Annotated in this window: 14 protein-coding genes; 10 read left to right on the forward strand and 4 right to left on the reverse strand. The window is 43.9% G+C overall.

Annotation, left to right across the window (positions count from 1 at the left end; translation table 11 throughout):
- Positions 1-51 precede the first annotated feature (51 nt).
- Positions 52-498: a Fe-S cluster assembly scaffold protein NifU gene (gene nifU / locus OCV61_RS03005; protein WP_158420610.1), complete on the forward strand. Its 447-nt coding sequence runs from the start codon at positions 52-54 to the stop codon at positions 496-498.
- 252 nt (positions 499-750) lie between these two features.
- On the forward strand, positions 751-3,309 hold the full coding sequence (locus OCV61_RS03010; RefSeq protein ID WP_158420611.1) for an HAD-IC family P-type ATPase: 2,559 nt from the start codon (positions 751-753) through the stop codon (positions 3,307-3,309).
- A gap of 17 nt (positions 3,310-3,326) precedes the next feature.
- On the opposite strand, the gene OCV61_RS03015 is transcribed toward OCV61_RS03010, so the two are convergent.
- Positions 3,327-4,145, reverse strand: a complete 819-nt coding sequence (locus OCV61_RS03015) for a histidinol-phosphatase HisJ family protein (RefSeq protein WP_262582635.1) — start codon at positions 4,143-4,145, stop codon at positions 3,327-3,329.
- A 196-nt stretch (positions 4,146-4,341) separates the two neighbouring features.
- Here OCV61_RS03015 and gap point away from each other — a divergent pair, with 196 nt between their 5' ends.
- The 3 genes from gap to tpiA all read left to right on the forward strand — a co-directional run bounded on the left by gap (position 4,342) and on the right by tpiA (position 7,589).
- A complete protein-coding gene (gene gap, locus OCV61_RS03020) occupies positions 4,342-5,361 on the forward strand; it encodes a type I glyceraldehyde-3-phosphate dehydrogenase (RefSeq protein ID WP_158420612.1) in 1,020 nt (339 codons plus the stop codon).
- A gap of 117 nt (positions 5,362-5,478) precedes the next feature.
- Positions 5,479-6,672: a phosphoglycerate kinase gene (locus tag OCV61_RS03025; RefSeq protein WP_158420613.1), complete on the forward strand. Its 1,194-nt coding sequence runs from the start codon at positions 5,479-5,481 to the stop codon at positions 6,670-6,672.
- A gap of 164 nt (positions 6,673-6,836) precedes the next feature.
- A complete protein-coding gene (gene tpiA, locus OCV61_RS03030; protein ID WP_158420614.1) occupies positions 6,837-7,589 on the forward strand; it encodes a triose-phosphate isomerase in 753 nt (250 codons plus the stop codon).
- Positions 7,590-7,739: 150 nt separating this feature from the next.
- Here the strand turns inward: tpiA and sdaAA are convergent, their stop codons facing one another.
- The 3 genes from sdaAA to OCV61_RS03045 all read right to left on the reverse strand — a co-directional run bounded on the left by sdaAA (position 7,740) and on the right by OCV61_RS03045 (position 9,915).
- On the reverse strand, positions 7,740-8,621 hold the full coding sequence (gene sdaAA / locus OCV61_RS03035) for an L-serine ammonia-lyase, iron-sulfur-dependent, subunit alpha (protein ID WP_158420615.1): 882 nt from the start codon (positions 8,619-8,621) through the stop codon (positions 7,740-7,742).
- A gap of 74 nt (positions 8,622-8,695) precedes the next feature.
- Positions 8,696-9,355, reverse strand: coding sequence for an L-serine ammonia-lyase, iron-sulfur-dependent subunit beta (gene sdaAB / locus OCV61_RS03040; protein WP_158420616.1), 660 nt, complete (start codon positions 9,353-9,355; stop codon positions 8,696-8,698).
- Between the two features lie 341 nt (positions 9,356-9,696).
- The gene (locus OCV61_RS03045) at positions 9,697-9,915 is read right to left on the reverse strand and encodes a helix-turn-helix domain-containing protein (protein ID WP_158420617.1); all 219 of its coding nucleotides are present in this window, start codon (positions 9,913-9,915) and stop codon (positions 9,697-9,699) included.
- A gap of 111 nt (positions 9,916-10,026) precedes the next feature.
- Here OCV61_RS03045 and OCV61_RS03050 point away from each other — a divergent pair, with 111 nt between their 5' ends.
- From OCV61_RS03050 to OCV61_RS03070, 5 genes are all read left to right on the forward strand, one after another.
- Positions 10,027-10,257 (forward strand): hypothetical protein, encoded by a 231-nt coding sequence (locus tag OCV61_RS03050; protein WP_158420618.1) that lies wholly within the window; start codon positions 10,027-10,029, stop codon positions 10,255-10,257.
- A 158-nt stretch (positions 10,258-10,415) separates the two neighbouring features.
- The gene (locus OCV61_RS03055) at positions 10,416-11,711 is read left to right on the forward strand and encodes a homoserine dehydrogenase (RefSeq protein WP_158420619.1); all 1,296 of its coding nucleotides are present in this window, start codon (positions 10,416-10,418) and stop codon (positions 11,709-11,711) included.
- Positions 11,712-11,729: 18 nt separating this feature from the next.
- Positions 11,730-13,271, forward strand: coding sequence for a 2,3-bisphosphoglycerate-independent phosphoglycerate mutase (gene gpmI, locus OCV61_RS03060; protein WP_158420620.1), 1,542 nt, complete (start codon positions 11,730-11,732; stop codon positions 13,269-13,271).
- A 172-nt stretch (positions 13,272-13,443) separates the two neighbouring features.
- Positions 13,444-14,796, forward strand: coding sequence for an MATE family efflux transporter (locus OCV61_RS03065; RefSeq protein ID WP_158420621.1), 1,353 nt, complete (start codon positions 13,444-13,446; stop codon positions 14,794-14,796).
- Positions 14,789-15,742 (forward strand): dipeptidase, encoded by a 954-nt coding sequence (locus OCV61_RS03070; RefSeq protein ID WP_158420622.1) that lies wholly within the window; start codon positions 14,789-14,791, stop codon positions 15,740-15,742. The genes OCV61_RS03065 and OCV61_RS03070 overlap by 8 nt, the downstream gene beginning before the upstream one ends.
- The last annotated feature ends 152 nt before the right edge of the window (positions 15,743-15,894 follow it).

Raw genomic sequence — 15,894 nt, forward strand, 5'->3', positions numbered from 1 at the left:
AGAAGCTAAATCTAAAAAAAGTGTAAAAGCACTTGTCAGGAGGAAAAAAACATGTATAGTGATAAAGTAATGGATCATTTTCAGCATCCCAGAAATGTGGGAGAGATTGAGAACGCAAGCGGTGTTGGTACAGTTGGCAATGCTAAATGTGGCGACATTATGAGAATCTTTCTGGACATTGATGAGAATACACATATTATAAAGGACTGCAAATTCAAGACCTTTGGCTGTGGTGCTGCAGTAGCGACCAGCAGTATGGCAACTGAGATGGTAAAAGGCAAGACCATCGAAGAAGCCATGGAAGTTACCAATAAGGCGGTTATGGAAGCACTTGACGGACTTCCGCCAGTAAAGGTACACTGTTCCCTTTTGGCTGAGGAAGCCATCCATGCTGCATTATGGGATTATTCACAGAAGCATGGCATCAAGATCGAAGGATTAAAGAAGCCAAAGAGTGATATCCATGAGGGAGAAGAGGCTGAGGAAGAGGAGTATTAATCTCTTCCCAGGCCCAAGATACAGGTGAGGCTGCAGTCGTTATAGTCTATCTCAGTCGAGAAGACTCCCACCTCTTTCAGGTGTTGAGTAACTGCTCGACTTGAAGTGAGAAGATTCATCTTAAATTCGAGGCAAAAGAGATAAAAAGAAAAAGGGTAACTGTTTTGCAGGCAGTATTCATTCAGGTGATCTGGAAAGTTTTTGCATTGCAGATGCCAGTGTGTGAAACAGTTACGAAAAAGGAAAATAACGATGACAGGACTTACAAATCAACAGGTTCAGGAACGAATCGATGCAGGCAAAGTAAATGCAAATGAGAATCCTAATACCAGGACATATAAGCAGATTATCCGGGAGAATACGCTGACATTTTTCAACTTTCTCAATCTGGTGCTTCTTGTCCTGGTTCTTTTAGTGGGATCATATAAGAATTCCATGTTCGTCGGGATCATCATTGTCAATACAGTGATCGGTATCGCTCAGGAGATCCGTGCAAAGAAGACCCTGGACAAGCTGGCAATCCTTACTGAGAGCAAAGCAGTGGTGCTGCGGGAAGGACAGAAGTGGAGTGTTCCTACAGATCAGCTTGTTCTGGATGACATTCTGTTTCTGAAGACCGGGGATCAGATCCCAGCGGATGCCAGAGTGCTTGAGGGAAGTATTGAGGTAAATGAATCTCTCCTTACAGGTGAGGCAGACAATCTGACCAAGAATCCTGGGGACGATCTTTTTTCCGGAAGCTTTGTCACAGCAGGAGAGGCTTGCTGTCAGATTGTTCATGTAGGGAAAGACAATTATGCGTCACAGATCACCAGTGAAGCAAAGGAGTTTAAAAGGCATAATTCTGAACTGCGTAATTCCCTGAATGCGATCCTGAAGGTGATCAGTATTATTATTGTACCTATGGGAATGCTGCTGTTTTACAAGCAGTATTATATAGCAGGTGATAATATCCGGGATGCAGTGGTAAATATGGCTTCTGCAGTTCTTGGGATGATCCCGGAAGGGCTTGTTCTGCTTACCAGTGTGGCATTGACTTTGGGAGCATTGAACCTTACCAGGAAGAATACATTGGTGCAGGAATTGTATTGTATTGAGACGCTTGCCAGGGTAGATACCTTGTGCTTGGATAAGACAGGCACCATCACCTCCGGTTCTATGAAGGTACAGGAAGTGGTTTCTTATAAGATGGTTTTAAAACGGACTGAAGATACCGGGAAGACAGAAGAAGTTTTGCCTGCCCTGCCTGTTGCTGTGGCAGATACAGCCAATGCAATTCCAGTTGAAATAGATACAGCTGAAACCAATATAGTTGAAGCAGATGCAGAGCAGCCTGTGGTTCAGCTGTCAAATCCAGAAACAGCTGAAGACTCAGAAGAAAGCCAGGAAGAGATCCGCCATATCATGGGTAATCTGCTTTATGTGCTGAAAGATAAAAATGCTACAGCTGAGGCCTTAAATCATTACTTTACAAAGAAGAATGATTTGAAGGTTTCCCATGTGATTCCTTTTTCCTCAGACAGGAAATATAGTGGTGCTGTATTTGAAGGAGAAGGCACATATTTGATGGGAGCAGCACAGTTTTTGTTTCCAGAAGGAAATCAGCCGCTTCTGGATGTCTGTGCAGTTTATGGTGCACAGGGTCTTAGAGTGCTGGTGCTTGCAGCCAGCAAAGAGGAAAGCACAGGTACAGAGCTTCCAAAAGATCTGAAGCCTTTGGCACTTTTTCTTCTTACAGATGTGATCCGTGAGGATGCACCAGAAACGCTGGCATTTTTTGACAGCCAGGGTGTGGATCTTAAGGTGATTTCAGGAGATGATCCGGTTACGGTTGCTGCCATTGCAAGAAAGGCAGGACTTAAGGATGCGGATCATTATATAGATGCTACTACGATCACCACACCGGAGCAGATGGAAAAGGCAGTGGCAGAGTGTTCTGTATTTGGAAGGGTAACACCCCAGCAGAAAAAAGAAATGGTGCTGGCCTTGAAGAAACAGGCGCATACAGTAGCTATGACCGGGGATGGTGTGAATGATGTACTTGCCCTGAAAGAGGCTGACTGTAGTGTAGCAATGGCAGAGGGTAGTGATGCTGCTAAGAATATTGCAAATATAGTGCTTCTGGATTCTAATTTTTCTGCTATGCCGGATATTGTGAACCAGGGAAGGCGTGTGGTAAATAATATTCGTACAGCAGCATCCATGTTTCTGATCAAGACGATTTTTTCGGTGCTGCTTTGCCTGATCACAATTTTCTGGGGGGATGCTTATCCTTTTGAACCAATTCAGATGTCTCTGATCAGCACCTGCGCCGTGGGGATCCCTACGTTCCTGCTTGCACAGGAAAATAATTTTAACAGGATCCAGCAGGGCTTTCTACGGTATGTATTTATGAATGCCTTTCCGGCAGCAGTTACGATTACAGGCTGTGTATTTACTATTATGCTTGTATGCCAGAATGTATATCATTCTAATGAGATGCTGAACACAGCCTGTGTGCTTGTTACAGGATGGAATTATATGGCAGCGCTGAAGACGGTTTATGCACCGTTGAACCGGTACCGTAAAGTGATCATTTACGGTATGCAGTTTATCTTTTTTGCAGCTGCGGTGATCCTGCAGAAGCTTCTTGCCCTGGGTGCATTGGAGTTTGGTATGATTATCCTTGTGTTTATCCTGATGACATTTTCACCGGTATTGATCGACGTGATCACAGCATGGATCCACACACTTTACGTAAAACTTGAAGAAAGAGAAGAAAGAGAAGAAAGAGGTTTTCTCTCCCTTCTCTTTGAGAAAATACAGAAATAATGGGATTGATCAATCGATCAAAGCTTCAGGAACTGAGGCTTTCGTCCGCAAAAAACAGTGTAATATGTGAAGCCGCAGTCTGCTAAAAGGTCTGCGGCTTTTTCAAAGCCGTAAGCTACTTTGGACGGATCATGTGCATCAGCTCCGATGGTAACAATCTCTCCGCCAAGCTCACGGTAGCGCCGGATCACCTGGCTGCATGGATTAGGCTCTCCAAGACCATAATGATAGCCACCAGTATTAAGCTCAAGTCCTACCTGACTGCGGATCAGCTGCTTCAGGATCTCATCCAGGATATCCTGAAAACGTCCATATGAGTAGGAGGCATTTTGCCCTGGGCCGTATCGGACAATATAGTCCAGATGGCCGTAAACATCCATCTGGTCAAATACAGAAAGATTCTCCAGGATAGATTCAAAGTATTCCATATAGCAGCGGGTAACTTTACGTCCCTTATAAAACTCCGGATAGTATGGGTCCTGACCATGTACCACATGGGAGGATCCGATCACAAAATCAAAGGGATGATCTTCTAAAAGCTGTCGGAACTGCTGGGCCAGATGAGGCTGAAGTCCGATCTCGATCCCAAAATGGATCTGCAGATCCTGGCTGTATTTCTCTTTCAGGTGATGCAGCCTGGCATGATAAGCCGGGATATCAAGGTCAAAAGTCAGGCCGTCCGGATCAGCAGGATAGTCCGGATCAAAGTGTTCTGTAAAGCAGATGCCGGAAAGATTTCTGGAAATGGCTGCCTGGATCATGTCCTCCATTGGTGTTTCTGAATCTGCAGAAAATGAAGAGTGCATATGGCAGTCCCACAGGATCTGGTTCTTCATGGCTGAAAACTCCTTTCATTTGAACATACTTCTTTATTGTAGCATAAGTTTAGGAAGTTTTTACAGATGATTGTAAGGTTTTTTCTAAAATGCTCTTGAATTTTTGTTTGGAATTAGGTACAATATGCCGTAGGTTGATGTTTCTTTAACAAAGGTACATCATAATTTACCATTTAATTCATAGGAGGAATTTATCATGGCAGTAAAAGTTGCAATTAACGGTTTTGGACGTATTGGTCGTCTTGCATTCCGTCAGATGTTCGGAGCAGAGGGATTTGAAATCGTTGCTATCAACGATTTAACATCTCCTAAGATGCTGGCTCACTTATTAAAATATGATTCCACACAGGGAAGATACGCTCTTGCAGATACAGTTAAAGCTGGCGAGGATTCCATCACTGTTGACGGAAAAGAGATTAAAATCTATGCAAAAGCTAACGCTGCTGAGCTTCCATGGGGAGAGATCGGTGTAGACGTTGTTCTTGAGTGCACAGGTTTCTATACATCCAAAGACAAAGCACAGGCTCATATCGATGCTGGTGCTAAGCATGTTATCATTTCCGCTCCGGCTGGAAACGATCTGAAGACTATCGTTTACAATGTAAACCATGAGACTCTTACAAAAGAGGATCACATCATTTCTGCAGCTTCCTGTACAACAAACTGCTTAGCTCCAATGGCTAAAGCATTAAATGACCTTGCTCCGATCAAATCCGGTATCATGTGCACAATCCACGCTTACACAGGCGATCAGATGACACTTGACGGACCGCAGAGAAAAGGCGATCTGAGAAGATCCCGTGCAGCTGCAGTTAATATCGTTCCGAACAGCACAGGTGCTGCAAAAGCTATCGGTCTGGTTATCCCAGAGCTGAACGGCAAACTGATCGGTTCCGCACAGCGTGTACCGACCCCAACAGGTTCCACTACTATCCTTACAGCAGTTGTTGAAGGAAATGTAACAAAGGATCAGATCAATGCAGCTATGAAAGCAGCTTCCAATGAGTCCTTCGGATACAACGAGGACGAGATCGTATCCAGCGATATCGTTGGTATGAGATTTGGTTCTCTGTTTGATTCTACTCAGACAATGGTTCTTCCACTTGAGAATGGCACAACAGAGGTTCAGGTTGTTTCCTGGTATGACAATGAGAACTCCTACACAAGCCAGATGGTTCGTACAATCAAACATTTTGGTAAACTGCTGAACGCTTAATTTCCGGCAGAGTAGGGTTTTAGTGCTGTAAAGCATACAAATAGACTCAGAGAAGGGTCCGGTCTGTATAGGACCGGGCCTTTTTGTCTGTATAAAGTTAAAAGGAGGCATAACAAGATGCTGAATAAGAAATCTGTTGATGATATCAACGTAAAAGGCAAGAAAGTCCTTGTAAGATGCGACTTTAATGTACCTCTTCAGGATGGTAAGATCACAGACGAGAACCGTCTGGTGGCAGCTCTTCCTACAATCAAGAAGCTGATCGCTGACGGTGGAAAGGTTATCCTTTGCTCCCACCTGGGTAAGCCGAAGGGAGAGCCGAAGCCAGAATTATCACTTGCACCGGTTGCAGTACGTCTTTCTGAGCTTCTGGGACAGGAAGTTAAATTTGCAGCAGATCCTGAAGTAGTAGGACCAAATGCAAAAGCAGCAGTAGAAGCTATGAAGGACGGAGATGTGATCCTTCTTGAGAATACACGTTATCGTGCAGAAGAGACAAAGAATGGTGACGAGTTCAGCAAGGAACTTGCATCTCTTTGCGATGTGTTTGTTAACGATGCATTTGGTACAGCTCACAGAGCACACTGCTCTAACGTAGGTGTTACCAAATATGTTGATACAGCTGTTGTTGGATATTTAATGCAGAAAGAGATTGATTTCCTTGGCAATGCAGTAAATAACCCGAACAGACCGTTTGTTGCAATCCTTGGCGGTGCTAAGGTATCCAGCAAGATTTCCGTTATCAACAACCTTCTTGACAAGGTAGATACCCTGATCATCGGCGGTGGTATGTCTTACACATTCTCTAAAGCAATGGGCGGACACATCGGAACTTCCCTTTGCGAGGATGATTATCTTCAGTATGCACTGGATATGATGAAAAAAGCAGAAGAAAAAGGCGTTAAGCTTCTTCTTCCTGTAGACAATAGAATTGGAGATGCTTTCTCTAATGACTGCAATATCAAGGTTGTGAAACGTGGCGAGATCCCGGATGGATGGGAAGGTATGGATATCGGACCGGAGACAGAGAAGCTGTTCGCAGATGCTGTAAAAGATGCTAAGACAGTTGTTTGGAACGGACCGATGGGATGCTTTGAGATGCCGAACTTTGCTCATGGTACTGAGGCTGTTGCAAAGGCTCTGGCTGATACAGATGCAACAACCATTATCGGTGGCGGTGATTCCGCAGCAGCAGTTAATATCCTTGGATATGGCGATAAGATGACACACATCTCCACAGGTGGCGGTGCATCTCTTGAGTTCCTGGAAGGCAAAGAGCTTCCTGGAGTAGCTGCAGCTAACGATAAATAGGCATTGAATACTTAATGAGGGCAAGCCGTAGGTGCAGGCCGAATTTAGTATGAAAGCCCACCTGGACACTTAATGAAAGCGAACCGAAGGTGAAGCTTGAATTTTGTGGACATGGTGATTCCAATAATACAAGCACTTAATGAGTGCAAAAGGAGATATATAAAATGTCTAGAAAGAAAATCATTGCCGGCAACTGGAAGATGAACATGACTCCAAGTGAGGCAGTTAAATTAGTAGAGACTTTAAAGCCATTAGTAGTAAATGATGAGGTAGACGTAGTATTCTGCGTACCTGCAATCGATATCCTTCCTGTAGTTGAGGCTGCAAAAGGATCCAACATCCAGGTTGGTGCTGAAAATATGTATTTTGAGGAGAAAGGTGCTTACACAGGCGAAATTTCCCCGAACATGCTGGTTGATGCCGGAGTTAAATATGTTGTTCTTGGACATTCTGAGAGAAGAGAGTATTTCGCAGAGACAAGCGAAACTGTAAACAAGAAAATGCTGAAAGCATTCGAGCACGGTATCACTCCGATCATGTGCTGCGGCGAGACTCTTACACAGAGAGAGCAGGGTGTGACTATGGACTTTATCCGTCAGCAGGTAAAGGTTGGATTCCAGGGTGTGACTGCGGAGCAGGCTAAGACTGCTGTGATCGCTTATGAGCCGATCTGGGCTATCGGGACAGGTAAGACAGCTACTACAGAGCAGGCACAGGAAGTATGCGCTGGCATCCGTGCATGCATCGCTGAGATTTATGATGAGGCTACTGCAGCTGAGATCCGTATCCAGTATGGCGGTTCTGTAAATGCAAAGACAGCTCCTGAACTGTTTGCACAGGCTGACATTGATGGTGGTCTTGTTGGCGGTGCTTCTCTGAAACCAGAGTTTGGCGATATCGTAAACTACAAGAAATAAGAATCAGCGGTTTGTGATCGCTGTATCTGAATAAGAAATAATGAAATGCCCCTATATACGGTGGCAATCAGTAGATTTTACTGATTGGACTGTTATAGGGGCGTTTTTGTAAAGTGTTATATTCGTAAAGAAAGCGAAGAAACTCCGGAGCTATTCTCCGAAAACCTGTGTATGCAGTTTACGGCCTGTGGGTGTGGCTGCAAGACCACCATCAGCAGTTTCTTTTAAGGCGGCAGGCATAACGTCGCCAATCTTTTTCATACTCCAGATCACTTCGTCTGCAGGAATAGCACTTTTGATCCCTGCAAGAGCCAGTTCCGCAGCTGTAAAAGCACCGGTAACTCCGGAAGCATTCCGTTTGATACAGGGGATTTCTACAAGACCGGCTACAGGGTCACATACAAGGCCCAGAATGTTTTTCAGGGCAATGGCGACAGCAGAACCTACCATTTCCGGTGTTCCCCCGGCAAGTTCTACAATAGCGGCAGCGGCCATGGCAGATGCAGAACCACACTCCGCCTGGCAGCCACCTCTGGCTCCTGCCAGAGAAGCATTGTTGGCAATTACCATTCCTATGGCAGAAGCAGTGAAAAGGGACATAACGCACTGCTTTTCAGACAGGTGTTTTTCTTCTTCCATAGTCAGGACAGCAGCTGGAAGAATCCCACAACTTCCGGCTGTAGGGGCCGCCACGATCCGGCCCATGGAAGCATTCAGTTCAGAAACAGCCAGTGCACGGTAAAGTGCACCGCCAATCAGAGAACCGGTAAGGTTCTCTTTTTTTTCTACAGATCGTTTCATTTTCCAGGCGTCGCCTCCTGTAAGACCACTGGTACTTCTCAGGTCTTTGGCACAGCCAGGTGTGATACAGGATTTCATTACCTGGTAATTATTCAGCATTTTCTTATAAAGTTTCTGCTGGGAAAGTTCCATTTGTTGTGCCTGCTGGTTTAATACCAGGGAAGAAATGGTGACTTTATTTTTGATGGCTTCCTGTATCAGCTGGGACACAGAAGAATAGTTAAGCTCCATGAGAAAGAAAACCTCCTGTTACAATTTTCAATAGATGCCCATGCCTGAGCACACAACTTTTGATGTGGCAATCATTAAATTGGCTGCAGCATAATGCTGGAATAAATATTGGGAAGCCCCTGGATCTTTTCGTTGATGGCAGTCCCAAGATTGCCGTCCACTTCAATGGTCATGACGGCCTGTCCGCCTCTGGATTCCCTGGAAAGCCGGAAATTACAGATATTGACTCCATAGCCTGCCACCAGTTCAGTAACAGCGGCAATCGTACCGGGAGCGTCTTTGTGTAGAATGATCAGTGTAGTCTTTTCACCGGTAAGGGAAACTTCCATTCCATTAATCCGTGTAACAAGAATATTTCCACCACCTGTACTGCTTCCAAGCAGGGATACCTGCTTTCCGTCTTTCCCGATCAGAGTGATCTGTGCAGTGTTAGGATGAGCACCATCGATTTCTCCTGTTGTGATGGTAACGGCAAGTCCCTGTTTCCTGGCTTCATCCAGAGAAAAACGGATTCGTTCATCATCTGTCTGCATACCCAGGATGCCTGCCACCAGTGCTTTGTCTGTACCATGGCCTTTGTATGTTTTTGCAAAAGATCCATGGAGAAGTATGTTGGCAGATACCGGTTCCTGGCCAAGAAGAGCACGGGTGACAAGACCGATCCTGGCGGCTCCGGCTGTGTGAGAACTGGAAGGGCCGATCATAACAGGTCCTAAAATGTCAAATACATTCATAAGATAACCTCTCAATTCATATTGCAGCGGTTTCAGAGTATATATTCCCTAAACGAACGGAACAGCTGCAGTTTTTTATTCAGTTCAGTCCTGCTTTCATTATATCCACAAATTGAGAAATAAAAAAGGATTATTTTCAGAAAAAAGAAAGAATTTCAAGATTTTTCGTAGATGAAATCAGACTATTTTAGATGATAAAGTCACGTGACATAGGAAACTTATAAAATGCAGTGGGAATTACAGTGAATGAAATAGACCATATTGCTCTAATGACAGGTGCAAAACAAAAAAGGAATAGGATACGGAAATGCAAACAAAAATACAGATAGAGAACTGTAGTATTAATGCTTTTGCAAAGGTGGATCCGGAACATGCTCTACAATGTCTTCAATGTTGCAGTCCAGGATAGTGCATATACGATCCAGAGTATAGATTTCTATGTTTTTATTCTTACGGAAACGATCCAGCAGTGAGCGGTCGATCCCGTAGTAAGTATAAAGTGCGTACTGGGAAATGCCACGCTTTTTCATTGTTTCCCATAAGCGGTCATATTTTATCATATAGACATACCGTCCAATTTGTTCTTGATATAAGGTAATTATCAATGTAAAATTGTATTAATCATAGTGTGTATATAACTACCCTATTAGCAGGAAAAGGAGAAGATGTTTATGAAGATATGTAAAAGAATTGTGGCTGTGGCTATTACTATGTTTTTTTCTTTTTTGTTGTTTTCTCTTTTGACAGTGGGTATTCCGGAAGAGTGCATAGAATCGGGATACAGGATCAAAGCCGGATTTCTGTCTTTTGGGATATGTTTTCTGGTGTATGGATGTTTTTGCTATATTGGTTTTCTACAGCGTCAGTTGGAGGAAGAAGTAAAGAAAAATGAACATGTTTGAACTGAACAGTGCCTGTTTTCAAGGCTCTCATGCTTGACAAATCCCTGTTTCTGCCATACTATTAAAGGCGCAGCAGATCCATCTGTGTTTTTACAGACAGCGCAGCGGATCTTAAGTAGAACGCTGTGTACAGTAAGAATACAAAAAGGGGGACTCCGATGGAAGAAAGAGTCATAAAAGCAGCCCTTTTGGGGCTGGGCACTGTTGGAACAGGTGTATATAAAGTATTGAAAAACCAGGAAGAAGAGATGACAGCAAAGCTTGGATGCAAGGTGAAGATTTCCCGGATCCTTGTGCGAAATCTTGAAAAAGCTGCCAGGAAGCTGGGAGATGATTCTCTTCTTACCAATGACTGGAAGGAGATCGTTGCCGATCCTTCCATAGAGATCGTCATCGAGGTAATGGGCGGCATCCATCCTGCAAAAGAGTACATTCTGGATGCGCTTAAGGCTGGTAAGCATGTGGTGACTGCTAATAAAGACCTGATCGCAGTACATGGACGGGAGCTTCTGGAAGCTGCTGGGGAGACGAAAGCAGACTTTATGTTTGAAGCAGCGGTAGCAGGAGGCATTCCCATCATTGGGCCGCTGAAGCAGAGTCTTGCCGGCAATCATATGACAGAGGTTATGGGTATTGTAAATGGTACTACCAACTTTATACTCACCAGGATGACCCAGGATGGTATGGAATTTAAGGATGCTCTTGCCCTTGCTACAGAGCTTGGGTATGCAGAGGCAGATCCTACCGCAGATATTGACGGACTGGACGCAGGGCGGAAGGTGGCAATTCTTGCTTCTGTTGCATTTAATTCCAGAGTTGTGTTTGATGATGTGTATATTGAAGGAATTACCAAGATTTCTGCAAAGGATATCCGTTATGCAAAAGAGATGGGATGCGATATAAAGCTTCTTGGTGTGGCAAGGAATACAGAAGAAGGGGTAGAGGCATATGTGTGCCCTATGTTGATCCCAAGTACTCATCCGCTGGCTACAGTAAATGATTCCTATAATGCAGTATTTGTTCATGGAGATGCTGTGGAGGATGCCATGTTCTTTGGACGAGGTGCAGGAGAAATGCCTACAGCAAGTGCTGTTGTGGGGGATATTTTTGAGATCGTACGCAATATCCTGGCAGGATGCTGCGGACGGATCGGATGTACCTGCTATAAGCAGCTTCCAGTGAAAAAAATGGAAAGCACCTATAATCGGTATTTCCTCAGACTCCATGTGGAAGACAAGTGTGGTGTGCTGGCTGAGATGACAGAGGTTTTTGCAAAATATCATGTAAGTGTTGCACAGATCATTCAGAAAGAGCGCAAGGATGATGACTGTGCAGAAGTAGTTGTGATCACTGCAAAAGTACGGGAGGGCGATTTCAAGACAGCTATCCAGGAATTATCTAACCGTGCTTCTGTGAAACGGATTTCAAAGACAATCCGTGTATATGGAAATTGACATGCGAAAGGAGAAATTATGAGTAAAAAACCAACCGTATTAATGATTCTTGATGGTTATGGATTAAATGAAAGACATGACGGAAATGCAGTATATGAGGCTGCTACTCCTGTGATGGATAAGTTGATGGCTCAGTATCCATTTGTCAAAGGAAACGCCAGTGGACTGGCAGTAGGTCTTCCGGAAGGCCAGATGGGTAACTCCGAGGTTGGACATATGAATATGGGCGCAGGCCGTATTGTATATCAGGAACTTACAAGGATCACAAAAGAGATCCAGGATGGTGACTTCTTTAAGAATGAAGCACTTCTTACAGCTATGAAAAATGCAAGAGACAACGATTCTGCCATTCATTTCATGGGACTTCTTTCTGATGGCGGTGTGCATAGCCATATCACGCATCTGTTCGGACTTCTGGAAATGGCCAAAAGAGAAGGCCTGAAAAAGGTTTATGTACATTGCTTCCTTGATGGCCGTGATACACCGCCTGCATCAGGAAAAGGATATATTGAAGAACTTCAGAAGAAGATGGATGAGATCGGTGTAGGACAGATCGGTGTTGTATCCGGACGTTATTATGCAATGGACCGTGATAATCGCTGGGATCGTGTGGAGCTGGCTTACAAGGCTCTTACAAAGGGTGAAGGCGTAGAAGGCACAGATGCTGCACAGGCAGTACAGGCTTCCTATGACAATGGAAAAACAGATGAGTTTGTTCTTCCTACAGTGATTAAGAAAAATGGACAGCCGGTAGCCGTTGTTTCTGATAAAGATTCCGTAGTATTCTTTAACTTCCGTCCAGACCGTGCACGTGAGATCACAAGAGCTTTCTGTTCAGATGATTTTACAGGCTTTGAACGTGAGAAGAGATTGGATCTTACTTATGTATGCTTTACAGATTATGATGATACCATTCCAAACAAGCTGGTAGCTTTCCATAAGGTGGCACTTCATAATACCTTTGGTGAATATCTTGCAGCTCATAATATGACCCAGGCCCGTATTGCTGAGACTGAGAAGTATGCACACGTAACCTTTTTCTTTAACGGAGGTGTGGAAGAGCCGAATAAAGGTGAGGACAGGATCCTTGTAAAATCACCTAAGGTTCCTACTTATGATATGCAGCCTGAGATGAGCGCACCTGAGGTATGTGACAAACTGGTAGATGCCATCCGTTCACAGAAGTATGATGTGATCATTATCAACTTTGCTAATCCGGATATGGTAGGTCATACAGGTGTTGAGGCAGCTGCAATCAAGGCTGTGGAGACAGTAGATGCCTGCGTTGGAAAAGCAGTGGAAGCAGTGAAGGAAGTTGGCGGTCAGATGTTTATCTGTGCTGACCATGGTAATGCAGAGCAGTTGATCGACTATGAGACAGGTGAGCCATTTACCGCTCATACAACCAATCCGGTTCCGTTTATCCTGGTTAATGCTGATCCTAAATATACATTAAGAGAGAATGGATGCCTGGCAGATATTGTACCGACTTTGATTCAGCTGATGGGTATGGAACAGCCGGAAGAAATGACAGGAAAATCTCTTCTGGTCCAGAAATAATCCAGGATTTTATTATACACACAATTCACAAAAATTACGAAAAGATCATACTGAAAATACGCGAAAAAGCCCTTGCGGAAGCAGGGGCTTTTTGCTATAATCTCTCTGCTATTATGGATACACAGCAAAAATATACGGTTTTGGACAAATGTCTGTATAAGGAGGAATAAACATGCGGACAGATATGACTGCAGGAAAGCCGATGAAAATCTTACTGGATTTTACCATTCCAGTGTTTATCGGAAATGTATTTCAGCAGTTTTACAACATGGTAGATGCTATCATTGTAGGAAAGTTTGTGGGCACGAAGGCATTGGCAGCGGTTGGTTCCACAGGGACTATCATGTTTTTAATCCTTGGATTTCTGACTGGCCTTACCGCTGGCTTTACGGTTCTTACAGCACAGAAATTCGGTGCAGGGAAAATGGATGAAATGCGTCAGACAGTAGGAAATGCTGCGCTTTTGTCTATTGTTGTATCTGTAGTCATGACGGCTGTAAGTATGGCTGGAATGCACAGTCTTTTAAAGTTTATGAATACGCCGGCAGATATTTTCAAAGATGCCTATGCGTATATCATGATCATTTGCGGTGGGATTTTTGCGCAGGTGTTGTACAATCTTCTGGCAAGTATTCTGAGAGCACTAGGCAATAGTAAAACACCTTTATATTTCCTGATCCTGGCAGCACTTTTAAATATTGTTCTGGATCTTGTTTTTATTGTGATATTTCATATGGGGGCAGCAGGAGCAGCCTGGGCTACGGTGGTGTCACAGGGCGTTTCTGGTTTTCTGTGTCTGCTTTATATTATAAAGGCAGTGCCGGAACTGCATCTTTCCAGGGATGATTGGAAATACCGTCCCTATCTGGCAAAGAATCAGATCAGCGTAGGGATTCCCATGGGGCTTCAGTATTCCATTACAGCCATTGGGGCAATGATGGTGCAAAGTGCATTGAATATCTTGGGAGCCTATGCAGTTGCTGCATTTACAGCCGGGCAGAAAGTGGAAAATATATTTTCACAGGCATATGTGGCCCTGGGCACAGCAATGGCTACTTATAATGCACAGAATGTAGGAGCAGGAAATGTGCAAAGAGTGCGGGAAGGTTTTCGCAGTGCCAATATCATAGGAGTGTCCTATGCCATTATTACCGGTGCAATATTGATCTTCTGGGGGAAATATTATGCATATCTTTTCATTTCAGATAATATCGATTCTGTACTGCCTATGGTGGATACATATGTAAAATGTGTGGGATTTTTCACGATTCCTCTGCATTTTGTAAATGTGCTTCGAAACGGGATCCAGGGTATGGGATATGGCCTTCTGCCTATGATGTCCGGTGTGGCAGAGCTTGTGGGCAGAGGTGTGACAGCTGTGGTGGCTGCGCATAAGAAGAGCTACGCAGGAGCCTGTCTTGCAAGCCCGGCAGCCTGGATAGTGGCAACTATACTTCTGATCACTATGTATTTTTATGTGATCAAAGATACAGAAAGAAAACTTGGGAGAACAACAAATGATTGATTTACATTGTGATACAGTATCAAAACTGGCATCGGTTTTTCACAGGGGAGATCTGATGCATAATCCATACAGTGTGGATGTGGAACGGCTTGAGAAGGCAGGAGCACTGATACAGTGTTTTTCTACTTTTTTTGATGTAGGTAAATATGGAACCACCAGGCGGGATGAAAAGGCATATGTAACTGCTAATCATATGATCGATGTGTTTGAGAAAAATTTCAGACTGTGCCATGATAAAGTTATTTTTGTAAAAAAATGTGAGGATATCCGGCAGTGTATGGACACCGGCAAAACAGGGGCACTTTTAACAATGGAGGATGGGACTCCTGTAGGAAACAGTCTGGAAAAACTGCAGCATTTTTACAACAGAGGGATTCGCCTGATCACACTGACCTGGAATTATGAGAATGAGATCGGATATCCTAATTCCAATGATCCAGGAGTGATGGCCAGCGGTCTGAAAAGCTTTGGATTTCAGGCACTGGAAGAAATGAACCGCTTAGGCATCATTGTGGATGTTTCGCATTTGTCTGATGGTGGATTCTGGGATGTGGCAAAGCATACTCAGAAGCCTTTTATTGCATCTCACAGTAATGCAAGATCCATTACTGTTCATCCACGTAATCTTACAGATAGTATGATCACAGCGATTGCTGAAAAAGGTGGCGTGATCGGCCTGAACTTTTGCCCGGATTTTCTGGGAACAGACGGGAAAAGCAGTATAGCCCATATGCTTCAGCATATCCGACATATTTATCAGGTAGGTGGCGAAGATGTGCTGGCTTTGGGAACGGATTTTGATGGCATAGAGGGAAAGCTGCAGATCAAAAGCTGTGATGAATTGTACAAGCTTCGAGAAGCTCTTCTCCAGCACAAAATGCCAGAGCGGGTGATTGATAAAATGTGGCAGGGAAATGCATTGCGTGTTATGAAAGATATTCTGTAAAGCGGTAAAGAGAGATTACAAAAACGAACTGACTAAAGGATAAAATGGATAGGTAAGGATAAAATAAAGTTATAGTTTAAGTCACATAAAAAGAGAAAGTGTGTTATAATAACAGCACGTGACATTTTATGAGAGAGTGATTGCCATTGAGG

Source organism: Blautia ammoniilytica, from assembly GCF_025566965.1.
In the GTDB taxonomy this organism is placed as follows: Bacteria; Bacillota; Clostridia; order Lachnospirales; family Lachnospiraceae; genus Blautia_A; species Blautia_A ammoniilytica.